We start from the raw sequence: 15147 nt of genomic DNA, 5'->3' as shown, positions 1-15147 counted from the left end.
CCTTCCGGTCGCTCGACGGCTTTCGCGTGTCCCATATTCGTTGCTGGCCGGCATCGAAGGTTTTGAATAAGAATTTGATATACAACGATTATTATCAAATCTAACGCCATCAGGCAGGAGATATGGGACATCCTTGGTGTCCCATATCTCCCGCATTTCTCGTCGGCAGTGATTCAACCATGATCCAGCATCTGGCATGTCACGCCTCGCCGGACCTGGATCGGCGCGCTCTTTCCGATTGTCGAACCATTGCCAGGCTGCAGCTTGGAGATGACGAGAGCGGCTAGAGTAGCTTGCATTAAATCGCGGCCACCAACACCCGTTCGTCCTGAGTAGCCATCGAGTAGCCGCGTAGCGGCGTATCGAGAGGGCGTATCGAAGGACAGGCTCCGCGCGACCACCTGTCCTTCAATACGGGCTCTCGATACGCCTTCGGCTGCTCCATCCCAAAGGATCAGATTTACCGCTCGCCGCTCTAGCGATCCGCTCCGATCATCTGCTCGTCGACCCAGATGCGCACGCTGTGCCGGTCGTGCGCGCCGTAAACGCGGATGATGGTGCCCGCCGGCGGCACGATCTCGCGGCCGAACGGCACGAACAGCGCGGCCCAGTTCGACATGGTCTCCGGCTTCGGCCGGTTCTCATAGCTGCTCTTCGCGTCGACCTTCAGGCGGATCCACTGGATCACGCCGTTGATGTAATTGCCGTCGGCGACCAGTTCGATGCTGCGCTGCTCGTGCGGCCAGGGGCCGCCGGTGGTGAAATCGAAATCGAACAGATCGGCGGGCTCGCCGCGCAGTTCGATTCCGCGATCGCCGACCTTCAGCCGCAGGGGGCGCTGCTCCAGCCGGTTGAACGGCCGCATGTCGAACCCGGCGACATCCTCCATCCCGTCGCGCCCATAGCCGTCCCAGTCGGCCAGCGAGACGACGATCTGCCCGGCCTCGGGGATCATCTTGCCGCCCGGCGCCAGCAGCCGCTCGACAGCGTCCGCCATGGTCGGCAGCACGTCCTCGGACAGCAGATTGTTGGACACGATTTCGGAGACGATCAGCGTCGCCTTGCCGCCGAGATCCTCGGGTCCGATCGCGGTCGATGGCGCCGACAGGATGCGCACCCGGTCGGCATAGCCGTTCAGCGCCACGATCTCGGTTGCGGCATCCGCAATCGCCGGGTTCATCTCGCAGCTCGTCACGGAGGCTGCCCCGGCCCGCGCGGCCATCATCGCGAGCAGTCCGGTCCCGGCGCCGATATCCAGCACGCGGCTCTCCGGCGTCACCGCACGCTTGATCGCTGCCTCGAACGCTCTGTTGCGGGCCTCGTCGAGCACCATGTAGAAATGCCATCCGGGCACGCCGCCCGCGATCAGCTCGCCGGTGCTGCTCGCGACATCGGCATCGTCGGGCGCGAGCGCCTGCGCCTCGCGCGCCAGTGCATAGACGCGCGGACCCAGGCCGATCCGGCTCGCGGTCATCGCCAGATCGGCGAGTTGCCGCCCGTCGCCCTGCGCCGCCGCCACTCGATCTTCGAACCCGGCTCGCGCCATATCGTCCAGCTTGCCGTCATCCGTCATCCGCGGCCCCTCGCACGTTGCGGGGCCGCTGTCCAAACAAGCGGTTCATCGACGGGACAGCACGACTCACCTATCGATACGTCATCGAATCGAAAGGGACGGGACATGACGATTTTCGGCAAGGCAGTCGCGGCCACCGCGCTGGTGGCGATGAGCCTCACTTCAGTTCCCGCCCAGGCGGAGCACCATGGTTCGCGGCATCGTGGCGATCACGACAAGATCGACGGTGGCGACGTGCTGCTCGGCGCGGTTCTCGCCGGCGGCCTGTTCGCGATCCTGTCGGGCGTCGGCAAGAAGAAGGCGGCCGAGGAAGTCGAGCCGACGCCCGTCATCGGGCCGGAGGAAGGCAACCGCACCGTCTCGGTCGCGCGCTCCGACGAGGAAGCCGCGGTCGACGCCTGCGTCTCCTCGGCCGAATCGGAAGGGCGCCGCTACGCCCGCGTCGCCAAGATCGACAAGGTGACGATCGTCGATGCGGTCGCGTCCGACTGGATCATCCGCGGCACGCTCGGCCTGCGCGAGGATTATCGCGACACGGCGTCCGAGCACCGCGACTTCACCTGCCGCGTCGGCGAGCGCGGCGTGGAGCAGGTCACGATCGACGGCCCGGCGGTCGCGGCGAACTAAACGCCGCGCTGCTGCCTTGGCGGGGCTTCCCCCCCGGGCCGCATCTGCTATCTGGCCGCATGACACAGCCCAGCGACTCGATCCTCATCGTCGATTTCGGCAGCCAGGTGACTCAGCTCATCGCCCGCCGCGTGCGTGAAGCGGGGGTCTATAGCGAGATTGCCCCCTTCAATTCCGCCGCCGAGGCCTTTGCCCGGATGCAGCCCAAGGGCGTGATCCTGTCGGGCAGCCCGGCCTCGGTGCTGGAAGAGGGCAGCCCGCGTATCCCGCAGGAGATCCTCGACAGCGGCTTGCCGATCATGGGCATCTGCTACGGCCAGCAGGTCCTGATGGCGCAGCTCGGCGGCACCGTCACCCTGGGCGACAGCGGCGAGTTCGGCAGCGCCGTGATCGAGGTGACCGACGCTTGCGCGCTGTTCGACGGCCTGTGGAGCGAGGGCGAGAACCACCAGGTCTGGATGAGCCATGGCGACAAGGTCACCGCGCTCGCCCCGGGCTTCCGTCCCGTCGCCGCGAGCAAGGGTGCGCCCTATGCGATCATCGCCGATGACGAGCGGCACTATTACGCGATGCAGTTCCACCCCGAGGTGGTCCACACGCCTGACGGCGCGAAGCTGATCGCGAATTTCGCTCGCCATGTCTGCGGCCTGTCCGGCGAATGGACCATGGCGGAATTCCGCGCCGCCAAGATCGCTGATATCCGCGCGCAGGTCGGCAAGGGCAAGGTGATCTGCGGCCTGTCCGGCGGCGTCGATTCGGCGGTGGCGGCGGTGCTGATCCATGAAGCGATCGGCGAGCAGCTGACCTGCGTGTTCGTCGATCACGGCCTGATGCGCTCGGGCGAGGCAGACCAGGTCGTCACCCTGTTCCGCAACCATTRCAACATCCCGCTGGTCCATGTGAACGCGGAGGCGCAGTTCCTCGGCGGTCTTGCCGGCCTCACTGATCCGGAAAAGAAGCGCAAGTTCATCGGCGGCGCGTTCATCGACCTGTTCGAGGAGGAAGCGCGCAAGATCGGCGGCGCGGATTTCCTCGCCCAGGGCACGCTCTATCCCGATGTGATCGAAAGCGTCAGCTTTACCGGCGGCCCTTCCGTGACGATCAAGAGCCACCACAATGTCGGCGGCCTGCCCGAACGCATGAACATGAAGCTGGTCGAGCCGCTGCGCGAACTGTTCAAGGACGAAGTCCGCGCGCTCGGCCGCGAGCTCGGCCTGCCGGAGATCTTCGTCGGGCGGCACCCGTTCCCCGGCCCCGGCCTCGCCATCCGCATCCCCGGCGAGGTCACCAAGGAACGCTGCGACATCTTGCGCAAGGCCGACGCCATCTATCTCGAGGAAATCCGCAACGCGGGCCTCTATGACGCGATCTGGCAGGCCTTTGCGGTGCTGCTGCCGGTGCGCAGCGTCGGCGTGATGGGCGACGGCCGCACCTATGACAATGTGCTGGCGCTCAGGGCGGTCACCTCGACCGACGGCATGACCGCGGTCGCCTTCCAGTTCCCCGGTGACTTCCTCCCCCGTGTCGCGACGCGCATCGTGAACGAAGTGAAGGGCATCAACCGCGTGACCTATGACTACACGTCGAAGCCGCCGGGCACGATCGAGTGGGAATGATTTAGGCCCCTCCAGAGGGGCCTGGGACTACGCCAGAATGCGACCTAAGCACCTGATTAAAAATCAGTTCTAAACAGAGACATTCGACGACAATCCGAGAGTAGCGCTCGGCATTGACGGGCGCGCTGACGGTGCCACCTGCTCTAGAACTCCCCAAAACCGCCGATACCGTCAGGGGTACGACAGCCCCTCTCGCGCGCGGTCCGCCGGCACACCGAGCATCGGACTTTCCAGGACGGGAACAAGACCATCGTCCTGTGACCGAGGCCGAGCATCCCGCTCCTTGGGCGCCGGTGTACCGCTGGTGCGTTAGCCTAGCCTGTTTTTGATGATCTCGCCGCTGCGCATGATCAGGTCCAGGTTGCGACCATTGGCGGTGAGGAGGCCTATGTCGGTCAATGGATCGCCGTCGACCACGATCAGGTCAGCGTACGCGCCGGGTCGAACACAGCCGAGTTTGCCTTCCTCCATGAGAATCTCCGCCCCCACCGACGTAGCCTGGCGCAGCATTTCGAGCGGCGTGAACACCTCGGCGCGCAACTCGAACTCGCGGCACTGCTGGTCGTAGGTGGGGCCCATCAGATCGGTGCCGTATCCCATTTTCACGCCGGCGTTGCGCATGTGGTCGAGCCCGGCGATGGCCATTTCATGCGCGACCTTGAACTTCTCCAGATTCTCCGGCGGCGTGCCGAGGCGAGCGCCGACCTCCATCGTCGCGAAGATCACCGCCATCGTCGGCACGACATAGGCGCCCTTTGTTGCGACATAGTCGGCGGTTCCGGCGTCGATCAGCGTGGCATGCTCGATACAGCGGACGCCATAGTCGATTGAACGACGGATCGCGCTGACGGGGTGGCAGTGCGAGGCGACATAGGTGCGCCGTTCCGTGCATTCCCTGACGATCGTGCGGATTTCGTCCTCGCAGAACTGGTTCATCCAGATCGGATCGGTGGGGGACATCACGCCGCCCGATCCCATGATCTTGATGCAATGGGCGCCGCGGCGCAGTTCCTCGCGCGTCGCCTTCAGGCACTCGTCGACGCCGTCAACGATCACGCCGGCAAAGTTCATCGATCCGCATGAGCAATAGCCATGCGTGTGCCGGGATTCGCCGGGCAAACGCATGTCGGCATGGCCGCCGGTCATCGACAGGACCTTGCCAGCGTAGAAGAATCTCGGGCTCCGGATCAGGCCGTCGGCAATCGCGGACGCGAGGCTGTAATCTCCGCCGCCGATATCCCGCACGGTCGTGAAGCCGCAGTCGAGCGCATGGCCGAGCATCCTGGCAGCATGCGCGGTGCGGTAGGGCGCGTCCCGCCGATCGACCACCTGCGTGTTGAGATCGGAAAAATAGGCATGGATATGCAGGTCGATCAGCCCGGGCATCAGGGTCTTGCCGTCGATGTCGATGCGATGCGCGTCCTCAGACTTGACGGGACGATCGGTTATTTCGCGGATCATGTCGTTTTCGATCACGACGGACATCCCCTCGGCACAATCCGCCGAGGCGCCATCGAAAATCCGCGCGTTCTCAAGGACGATCTGCGTCACGAGTGCTTCCTTCAGAGCCTGTCGACGGCAGCTTCGAGCCAACGGACAAACCCCTCCGCGGAGCTGCGAAAGACCGCCAGTTCATAGCAATCCGCCTCGTCGAGGCGCCGGATGACGACGTCCAGATACGCGATGGCGGTGAACGCGACGGAGCCGGCCGGGAATGCCGAGTCATCCAGATCGACGGACGCCCCGCGCTGCAACAATGTGCGCGCACCGGGCCCCTCGATCCGGAAGATGCGATAGGCGCTGCTTTGATCGGATACGCTGGCGACGCCGGCGAGACGCGTCTGCAAGTCACCGACCCAACCAGTAGTTTCCCCATCGCGCTCCCGGTGCGCCAGCCAGGTTCCCGGCCCGCTGCCGATCATCACCAGCGATCCGCAGTCGATCCACTTCGAGCCGAGCGGCAGATCGGCTGCCAGCACGTCGCTTATCATCGCCGCGCTTGCGCCACGACGCGCAAGGATCGCCGCCATGGAGAAGTCCCGCTTCTCCGTAATTCGTACGGCATCACCCACGGGCACGCGCTCCCCCGGCATCGAAGAACACGGGATCGCAGACCTCCGCTTCCACGGTCATGCTGCGCAAGGGATCGTGCGCGACGATCCGTTCGCCATGTCGGTCCCGTCCGCGTGCGAGAAGCGCAAGGGCGATGCCGTGGCCGAGCGTCGGCGAATGGGCGACTGAGGTGACATGCCCCTCGACACTCGCAGCCGTCGCGAGGTGCCCGGCTGGGATCAGGCGCGCGCCACTGACGAAAGCCTGGCTTCGATCGACAGGCATCAGTCCGACCAGCGCGGGGCGTTCGGGGTCCACAAGGGCAGGGCGGCCCGAAAGGGGGCGGCCGATATAGTCCTTCCTGGTGGACATCATCCGAGCCACGCCCAGATCCTTGGCCGTGGTTTGCCCGTTCAGCTCGGGGCCCGCCACATGTCCTTTCTCGATCCGCATCACACCGAGCGCCTCGGTGCCGTAGGGCGTGATGCCATGTCGCTCCCCCAACTCGAAAAGCCGGCGTATCAAGGCATCGCCCGCGTTTGCCGGCACGCAGAGTTCGTAGGCAAGCTCGCCGGAAAAAGAGAGCCGGAACAGTCGCGCCGCCATTCCTTCCCATAGGAGTTCCGCGGCTGCCATCGGCGGGAATGACTGGTTGGAGACGTCGAACCCGGGCAACATATCCGCTACCAGCGCGCGTGACGCGGGCCCGGCGATGGAGAAGCTCGCCCATTGCTCGGTCACCGAGATCACCTGGACGTCGAGCTCCGGCCACAGCACCTGCCGCGCATAGTCGATATGCTGCATGACCCGGCCGGCATTCACGGTCGTCGTCGTCAGATAATAGCGGTCCGTCGCAAAGCGGGTCGTCGTACCATCGTCGAAGACGAACCCGTCCTCGCGCAGCATCAGGCCGTAACGCGCGCGCCCGATGGCCAGGGTCGAGAAGGTGCCGGTGTACAGCCGGTCGAGAAGCGTTCCTGCATCGGGTCCGTGGATGTCGATCTTGCCAAGGGTCGAGACGTCGCAAACCCCAACGCCGGTCCTGGTCAGCCGTACCTCGCGATCGACCGTCTCGCGCCAGTTCTTGTCACCAGGCTTCGGAAACCACTGCGCGCGCTTCCACAAAGCCGCATCCGTGAAGACGGCGCCTTGTTCGGTCGCCCAGTGATGGCTGGGGGTAAGGCGCTCCGGCCTGAAATCGCGACCGCGGTGATGGCCCGCGAGCACACCGATGGCGACCGGCTGCCACGGAGGGCGGGACAAGATCGTGCCGGTCTCGGCCAGCGATCTGCCGGTCGCCCGGGCGAGAAGCGCATGGCCGTTGACGCCGCTGGTCTTTCCCTGATCGGTGGCCATGCCAAGCGTGGTGTACCGCTTCAGATGCTCGACGGAGGTGAAGCCTTCCTGGACGGCAAGGTCGAGATCCTTGTCGGTCACGTCGTTCTGAAAATCGACGAACGCCTTTCCGCGGCGCTCGGGGATGTACCATAGCGGCCGGGCGGAGCATGGATCGTCGCTCGCCGCCAGATTGGGCATTGCGGGAATTGTGCGGCCCAGCGCACGGGCTGCTTCGATGCCGCTCGACCAGCCGTCGCGCACGGCCTCGCCGAGCGAATATCGCCCGTTCGCGGCGCCGGCTACCCGGAGCCCCGGCGGCCCCTTTTCCAGCACGAACGTGTCCAGCGCTTCCGACCAGACCGGCCGCGAGCCCAGGTTCGAACCAAGCCCGATGGCCGGATTCCAGCCGCCCGCCATCGCCAGGAGATCGGTGCGGATTCGATGCCGCGTGTTACCGGCGTACAGATCGACCGAACGAAGCGGTGCGCCATGGGCATCGCCGATGCGTGCCCCGAGATAGGTGGGAACCTGTCGGGACACCAGCGCGCGCGCTGCCGCCGGAACCGCGTCGCGGGCATCCGCGATCGCCGCGATCTCGGCGCCGGCGGCGATCAGGTCGGCAGCCGTGCGCCAGCCGCTGTCCCCGGTCGTGAAAACCACCGCGCGCTTGCCCGGAAGCGCCGCGAAGCGGTTGATATAGGTCGATACCGCGGAGGCCAGCATAACGCCTGGCCGATCATTTCCCCCGAAGACGAGCGGCCGTTCGATGGCACCCGACGCGAGAACCGCTTCGCGCGTGACGATCTTCCACAGTCGCTGCCGGGGCTGACCGGCTTCCGGCCGCGCGCGGTGATCGGCCAGCCGTTCGACCGCGATATATTCCCGGCCGTCATAGGCGCCCACTATCGTGGTGCGATTGAGGATCCGGACGTTCGGCATCGCTTCGAGTTCACGGGCAGTCTCACCAGCCCATAAGCTGCCTGGCATGTCGGCGATCAGATGCTGCTCCGACAGCAGGCGGCCGCCAAGCTGAAAGTCCTCGTTTGCGAGGATCACGCGTATGCCGGATCGCGCCGCGGCCAGCGCGGCGGCCAGTCCTGCCGGTCCGCCGCCAATAACCAGCAGATCGCAAAAGCCATGCTCGCGATCATAATGATCGGGATCCGGAAGCGCGGAAAGTTGCCCAAGGCCAGCCGCGCGTCGGATCAACGGTTCGTAGACACGCTCCCAGAAGGCGGCCGGCCACATGAAGGTCTTGTAGTAGAATCCGGCGACCAGCAGCGGCGCGATCGCCTGGTTGAGCGCCAGCATATCGAAGCGGAGGCTGGGCCAGCGGTTCTGGCTTTTCGCCTGCAGGCCATCGAACAATTCGACCAGCGTCGCCCGGGTGTTGGGCTCGGCGAACGCCCCTTCACGCAGGGTCACCAGCGCGTTGGGCTCTTCCGAGCCGGCGGACAGCAATCCTCTCGGCCGGTGATATTTGAAAGACCGGCCTACCAGTTTCACGCCATTGGCCACCAATGCCGAAGCCAGCGTGTCGCCCGCGAAACCGGAAAGGTCGCGTCCGTCAAAGGTGAAGTTCAGGGCACGCGACCGATCCAGCTGCCCGCCATTGGGAAGACGGCTCACCAGCCGCATTCCCGTGCAAGAACGGACGATTCGATCTCGTGCGAGAGCGTATTGCGCCGCACCCTCAGCCACTGGCGGCAGCCGTGGAGATGATACCAATGCTCGTCCATCGACCCTGCGACGTTGTCGCGCAGATAGACATAATCCACGAACGCTTCGGTATCCGACGAGAGGGGTCGGCTTGGCCTGGCATCCCCTCGATAGACGAACTCGCCGGAATCGCGCGGGCCGCAATAAGGACAATCGATACGCATATCTTCGCCCGTCTCAGTGAAGGTTGGGTTGGGCGCCTTCGCCCTTTTCGTTGATGAGCGCGCCGGTCGCGAAGCGGTCGAGGCGATAGGCCGACGCCAGCGCGTGGGACGAACCGGTCGCGAGAAGATGGGCGAAGCACCACCCGCTCGCGGGCGTCGCCTTGAACCCGCCATAGCACCAGCCGGCATTCAGGAAGAGATTGGACACCGGCGTCGTATCGATGATCGGCGAACCGTCCATCGACATGTCCATGATTCCGCCCCAGCTGCGCAGAATGCGTGCGCGTCCGATCATCGGCATGAGCGCCATGCCGCTCTCGCAGACATCTTCCACGGTGGTCATCTGCCCGCGCTGGGCATAGCTGTTATAGCCGTCGAGATTGCCGCCGAATACCAGCCCGCCCTTGTCCGACTGGCTGATATAGAAGTGCCCGGCTCCATAGGTGATGACACCCGGAATGACGGGTTTGAGGCCTTCGGAGACGAAAGCCTGCAGCACATGGCTTTCGATCGGGAGCTTCAGGCCGGCCAGTGCGGCTACCCTCGAGCTGTTGCCGGCAACGGCAAGGCCGATGCGTCCGGCCCCGATCCGGCCGCGGCTTGTTTCCAGCGCGACTGCCGCGCCCGACGCGTCGCGTTCGACCCCGAGCACTTCGCACTCCTGGATGATATCGACTCCGAGCGCCGAAGCAGCCCTGGCATAGCCCCAGGCGACCGCGTCGTGGCGGACCGTTCCGCCGCGAGGCTGCAACAGGCCGCCCATGATGGGAAAACGCGCATTTTCGAAATCCAGGAACGGCGCCATTCGGCGGACCCGATCGCGATCGAGCAATTCCGCATCCACGCCGTGCAACCGCATCGCATTGCCGCGCCGGACGGCCTCGTCCCGCTGGGAATCATTGTGGAAGAGGTTCAGGACGCCGCGCTGGCTTACCATGACGTTGTAGTTCAGGTCCTGTTCGAGCTTTTCCCAAAGCCGGAGCGACCATTCGTAAAACGGGATATTGCCATCCAGCAGATAGTTGGACCGGATAATCGTCGTGTTTCGGCCAACATTGCCGCCGCCGATCCAGCCTTTTTCGAGCACCGCGATACGCTTGATGCCGTGGTTCTTCGCCAGATAATAAGCAGTGGCGAGACCGTGCCCGCCGCCACCCACCACGACGATGTCATACTCGGATTGGACGGGGCGGTCGGCCCAGACTCGGGTCCAGCCACGATGCCTGCCGAGGGACTGCGTTATCAGGCTCGACCAAGAATAGCGCATTTCCCTCCTCATCCCCGTTGGTTGCTTCTGACCCATCTTTGATCCTATCGACGAACCGGTGATGCACAGCAGCGACAAAGCCGGGTCCAGCGGCGACACTTTGGGTCAGCGAGATCGTCCGATGCGCGTGGGGTTTCTCTTGATCGAGGAATTCGCGCTGATGTCCTATGCGTCGCTCATCGAGCCGTTTCGCGCAGCAAATCGCCTGTCGGGACGCGCGCTATATGAGTGGTCGCATTATTCGATCGACGGCCAGGCCGTCCGGCCTTCGACGGACGTCGCCATGCAGGTCGACGGGATCGTCGACGGCACTCTGAATGTCGACATGCTGCTCGTCTGTGCCGGCGGCAATCCGGCGCTGTTCGACCATCGCCCCACCTTTGCCGTTCTTCGCCGGCTCGCCGCGCGCGGGGTCGTCGTCGGCGGTGTCTCTGGAGGGGCCTATCTGCTTGCTCGAGCGGGGATATTGGGCGGGCATCGCTGCACGATCCATTGGGAACATGAGCCCGCATTCATCGAAGAATTCCCGAACCTCGCGTTCGAGCGTGGTTTGTTCGTCATCGATAGGACCCGCATTACCTGTGCCGGCGGAACCGCCGGCCTCGATCTTGTCACGGAATTGATCGCCGACGCGCACGGCCCGGAACTGGCCCAGCTTGTCAGCGACTGGTTCATTCGAACCCAGAAACGACCTGCCGAGGGCGCGCAAAGGGCAGCCATCAGCCAGCGCTATCGGGTGTCGCATCCAGGACTGGTCACCGCCCTCGAAGCGATGGAAGCCCATATCGAAGAGCCGCTTGAACGCGATGCGCTGGCGTCGGTCGCGGGCCTTTCGCTGCGTCAACTCGAGAGGTTGTTCAAAACCCACATGCGCACCTCCATTCGGGAGCATTATCTGCGGATCAGGCTCGACAAGGCGATGCGGCTTCTGCGGGAGACGGATTTATCGAGAGTGATGATCGCCATTGCCTGCGGATTTACCAGCACCAGCCATTTCTCGCGCAGTTTCCGGAAGCGCTTCGCGATATCGCCCGGCAAAATACGCACTCAGCGCTAGCAGCTCGTATCGGCTAATCGTCGATGTCGCTAATGGGCGCACTTCTGTCGCCCGCAGTCACTCCGGCGCTCTTTGCGAATGTATCCATGATCCACCGGCCACTCGGGAAGAACCGAACACGGACACGGTAATCGGGGATCATACGCTCAGACATCGGCGCTCATATTGGGAGGGACGCAAATGACAAGGGGTTGCGAATATCTATCGCGGATGCGCAGTCGGCTCCTCCTCGGAGCGGCGGCAGCAATGCTCCTTCCCGCGGGCGCGCAGGCGCAGGAAGCGCCAGGCGTCGACCAGGCGGATGATATCATCGTGACGGCGCAGAAGCGGGAAGAACGCCTGCTCGACGTCCCGCTGGCGATCTCGGCCGTTACCGGCGAAGAAATCGCGCGGCGCGGGGCCGCCAGCTTGCAGGACCTTCAATATTCCATCCCCGGTCTGTCGATCGTCGAGCAGGGTCCCGGACAGCAGCGCATCCAGATACGCGGCGTGGCCAACTCCAACGGGTTGCCGACGTTCGGCCAATATATCGACGAGATGCCGATCAGCATCGATGATCAGACGCAGGCGCTCGACCTGCGCCTCATCGACATGAAGCAGGTCGAGGTGCTGCGCGGTCCGCAGGGCACGCTCTATGGCGAAGGCTCGATGGGCGGAACGATCCGCTACCTGACCGCGGATCCGGACCTGAACCAGATCGGCGGAAGTGTTGAAAGCCAGATTGGGTCGGTGAAGGGTGGCAACACCGCCTGGCGGGTCAACGGCGTCCTCAACCTGCCGCTGGCCAAGGACCAGCTCGGTGTGCGCCTCGTCGCGGGCTATGAACATACCGGCGGCTGGATCGACAGCACGCTCACCAGCAGGAAGGACGTGAACGACGCCACGATCTTCACCCTGCGTGGCAAGCTCCTGGCCAAATTCGCCGACAATCTGGAGCTGTCGATCCTGGCGCTCCATCAGGACCAGACGCAGGACTACCAGAATTTCGGCAAGGCCAGGAAAACCTCCTCCCGTGTCGCGGAACGGAACAATCCGAACTACGATCTCGTGAACGCCGTGGTCCACTGGGATCTCGGAGTGGCTTCTCTTACCAACAGCTTCGGATATCAGAACGCCCAGAACAATACGGTGACGGATCAGTCTTTCACCTATGTGCCGTTCGTGCCGATTCTGTGTGCCACCTGCAATGTTACCGGCATCGGTCTGGGATCGGTCTCGAATATCGACGTGGTGAGCGACGAGCTTCGGCTGACGTCCGCGCCGGGCGGCAGGTTCGACTGGACGGTCGGGGTCTACGGCCGGCAACTCGACCGAACGGGAACGTCGCGAACCGTCACGACGCCTGGCACGCTACCCCTCGACATTACCTCGATCACCGCGATCTTCAAATCCAAGGCCTGGGCGACGTTCGGCGAATTGACCTTCAATGCAACCGATGTGCTGACGATCACGGGCGGCCTTCGCTATTTCCATGAGACGCGGACGCTCGATACCGTAAACCGCAGCTTCGGTGCCAATACGAAGCTCTTCAATAGCGGCGACTTTTCCAGCTTAAACCCGCGCCTGAACATCAGCTACCATCTCTCGCCCACATCGATGGTCTATCTCAGCGGCGCCAAGGGCTTCCGCAGCGGCGGCTTCAACCTGTCGGTCACGGGCGGGCCGCCCAGCTATGATCCCGACAGACTGTGGACCTATGAGTTCGGCACCAAGCATCAATTGCTGGACGGTAGGCTGACACTGGAAGGGGCGGTCTACTATACCGACTGGACGGACGTTCAGAGCTCGTTCGTCCCCACCGGCGCTGCCTTCGGTTACATCACGAACGGCGGCGACGTGAACGGTTGGGGTACGGATATCTCGATGAGCGCGCGTCCCGTGAACGGGCTGACGCTCAGCGCAACCTATGGCTGGAACAACCTTGAATATAAGGGCACGACCGCTGAGCATCGGCCCGGCGACCCCGTCGATTATGCGGTGCGGGAGAGCTGGTCGGGATCGATCGACTATCGCCGTCCGGTGATCGGAGACGCGCAGGGTTTCGCCCGCCTGGACTATCAGCATGCGGGACGCTCCGCGTTGATCAATCGCAGTTCGGCATTAAACGTGGCGATCGGCTCACGCGACCTGCTCAATGCGCAACTCGGGGTGGATTTCGGGAAGTATGAGGTCTCGGTGTTCGCCAGCAATCTGCTGGACGTGAAAACGCCGATCATCCCGGGTCCGGTCGGCGCGATCCGCCAGGATATCGAGCCGGCGCCAAGGATCATCGGCGCGCGGTTCAAGGCCGGGTTCTGATAGGGATCGAGCGGTGGCGCACGCTCGCGCGATTGCGCACCACCGATTGCTGATGAAGTAAGGACTGGCCAATGCAACGATCATCCCTTCGGCAAGTATCGGATATCCGCGCATGGCTGGCCCTCGCGGTCATGGTTGCATCGATGCTGTATGCGATCGTGGACCGCCAGGTATTCGGACTGGTCGCCGCCGAGATGAGCAGCACGCTGCGCCTCAGCAACACGCAGCTCGGTCTCATCCAGGGCCTTGGCTTCGCGGCGTTTACCGTCATCGCCGCCTATCCCATCGCCTGGTTGGCCGACCGGTACGACCGGCGCTGGATACTCGCGGCCTGTATCCTCAGTTGGGCCCTTGGAACGGCCGCCTGCGGCCTCGCCGGAGGATTTTTGGGCTTGTTCGTCGCCTCCGCGGCGGTGGCGGTGTCCGAGGCTGGCATTGCGCCGATCTTCATGTCGATGTTGCCGGAACTGTTTCGCGGCAAGGCGCGAATAACCGCGACAATGATCTACTATATCGCCGTGTCGCTGAGCATGGCGGGCGGCCTCATCCTGATCGGCGCAATGCTTGCGCTGCTTGAGGCACTGAAGCCACTCCCCGCGCCATTGGGTGGGCTAGAAGACTGGCGCCTGGCCTTCCTGGTGGCTGCGGCGCCTTTCCCGGTCTTCGTGGCGATGGTGTTCCTGTTGCCGATTGGGCCGGTGCAGGGTGTCAGCGCGCGCGCAAGGCCGGTCGCGGCGCCCATCCTGCCTTTTCTGAAGGCCAACATGAAGTCGGTTGGCTTCGTCTTCGCCGGAATGACCTTCTTCGCGCTCGGGGTGACGAGCATTCTGGCATGGACACCGGTATCGCTCACGCGAATCTTCGGACTCAGTCCCGCTCATATCGGCATGGTCCTGGGCTCGGTCATCGCAGTGGCGAGCATCATTGGGGTCGTCGCCGGCAACTTCGTGTTGCGTCTGCTGCAGCGGCGACTTGGCTATCGCGCGGCCCCACGCGCCATCTGGGTGTCGCTGCTCGTTTCGCTTCCCTTGATCTGCCTGGTCCCCTTTGCGACGTCGCCTTGGCAGGTCTTTGCGTGCGTCGGCATTCAGGTCGTCGTTTCGACGATCGCCGGGGCCTCGAGCGTTACCCTGTTGCAGGATTTGGCGCCGCCCGAAGTTCGGGCGCGGATCATGGCGCTTCGCGCAATGACGAACGGGCCAGCGGTCGGGCTGGGCATCGCGGGATCCGCGTTCCTGGGAGACGTCATCAACGCTGGACCAAGGAGCCTGTTCTGGGGTGGCCTCTGCATAACCGTGCCGGCGTGGATTGCCTGCATCGTGCTGATGCGGCTTGTCGAGAAGCCCTTCGAGAGTACCGCTCGTGAGGGCACGGGAATGAATCACCCGCTCGACGTTTCAGCACCGGCCGCTCGAACGGAGGCATAGTCATGGAAG

General features: G+C 64.0%; 11 protein-coding genes. 5 read left to right on the top strand and 6 right to left on the bottom strand.

The features are described from left to right. Positions 1-475 precede the first annotated feature (475 nt). Positions 476-1573, bottom strand: a complete 1098-nt coding sequence (locus tag AC1DX5_RS18380; protein ID WP_478016638.1) for a 50S ribosomal protein L11 methyltransferase — start codon at positions 1571-1573, stop codon at positions 476-478. A 105-nt stretch (positions 1574-1678) separates the two neighbouring features. Here AC1DX5_RS18380 and AC1DX5_RS18375 point away from each other — a divergent pair, with 105 nt between their 5' ends. Both AC1DX5_RS18375 and guaA read left to right on the top strand, forming a co-directional pair. Then, entirely contained in the window at positions 1679-2200 is a 522-nt protein-coding gene (locus AC1DX5_RS18375; RefSeq protein ID WP_465172794.1) for a hypothetical protein, read from the top strand. A gap of 59 nt (positions 2201-2259) precedes the next feature. Further along, positions 2260-3816: a glutamine-hydrolyzing GMP synthase gene (gene guaA / locus AC1DX5_RS18370; RefSeq protein ID WP_478016637.1), complete on the top strand. Its 1557-nt coding sequence runs from the start codon at positions 2260-2262 to the stop codon at positions 3814-3816. Positions 3817-4125: 309 nt separating this feature from the next. Here the strand turns inward: guaA and AC1DX5_RS18365 are convergent, their stop codons facing one another. The 5 genes from AC1DX5_RS18365 to AC1DX5_RS18345 are packed head-to-tail and all read right to left on the bottom strand — an operon-like array spanning position 4126 to position 10356. Continuing rightward, positions 4126-5367, bottom strand: coding sequence for a metal-dependent hydrolase family protein (locus AC1DX5_RS18365; protein WP_465172796.1), 1242 nt, complete (start codon positions 5365-5367; stop codon positions 4126-4128). Between the two features lie 11 nt (positions 5368-5378). Then, positions 5379-5846 (bottom strand): sarcosine oxidase subunit gamma, encoded by a 468-nt coding sequence (locus tag AC1DX5_RS18360; protein WP_465172797.1) that lies wholly within the window; start codon positions 5844-5846, stop codon positions 5379-5381. A 34-nt stretch (positions 5847-5880) separates the two neighbouring features. Next, the gene (locus tag AC1DX5_RS18355; protein ID WP_478016636.1) at positions 5881-8844 is read right to left on the bottom strand and encodes a sarcosine oxidase subunit alpha family protein; all 2964 of its coding nucleotides are present in this window, start codon (positions 8842-8844) and stop codon (positions 5881-5883) included. Further along, the gene (locus AC1DX5_RS18350) at positions 8832-9089 is read right to left on the bottom strand and encodes a sarcosine oxidase subunit delta (RefSeq protein WP_465172799.1); all 258 of its coding nucleotides are present in this window, start codon (positions 9087-9089) and stop codon (positions 8832-8834) included. Before AC1DX5_RS18350 ends, AC1DX5_RS18355 begins: the two co-directional genes overlap by 13 nt. Positions 9090-9102: 13 nt before the next feature. Further along, positions 9103-10356 (bottom strand): sarcosine oxidase subunit beta family protein, encoded by a 1254-nt coding sequence (locus tag AC1DX5_RS18345; protein WP_465173902.1) that lies wholly within the window; start codon positions 10354-10356, stop codon positions 9103-9105. A gap of 61 nt (positions 10357-10417) precedes the next feature. On the opposite strand from AC1DX5_RS18345, the gene AC1DX5_RS18340 reads away from it, so the two are divergent. From AC1DX5_RS18340 to AC1DX5_RS18330, 3 genes are all read left to right on the top strand, one after another. Next, positions 10418-11413 (top strand): GlxA family transcriptional regulator, encoded by a 996-nt coding sequence (locus AC1DX5_RS18340; protein ID WP_478016635.1) that lies wholly within the window; start codon positions 10418-10420, stop codon positions 11411-11413. Between the two features lie 246 nt (positions 11414-11659). Beyond that, the gene (locus AC1DX5_RS18335; RefSeq protein ID WP_478016634.1) at positions 11660-13711 is read left to right on the top strand and encodes a TonB-dependent receptor; all 2052 of its coding nucleotides are present in this window, start codon (positions 11660-11662) and stop codon (positions 13709-13711) included. Between the two features lie 71 nt (positions 13712-13782). After that, on the top strand, positions 13783-15138 hold the full coding sequence (locus AC1DX5_RS18330) for an MFS transporter (RefSeq protein WP_478016633.1): 1356 nt from the start codon (positions 13783-13785) through the stop codon (positions 15136-15138). Positions 15139-15147 lie beyond the last annotated feature (9 nt).

This window comes from Sphingomonas sp. P2_B6 (assembly GCF_056404755.1).
This window is presented reverse-complemented; position numbering and strand designations above follow the sequence as displayed.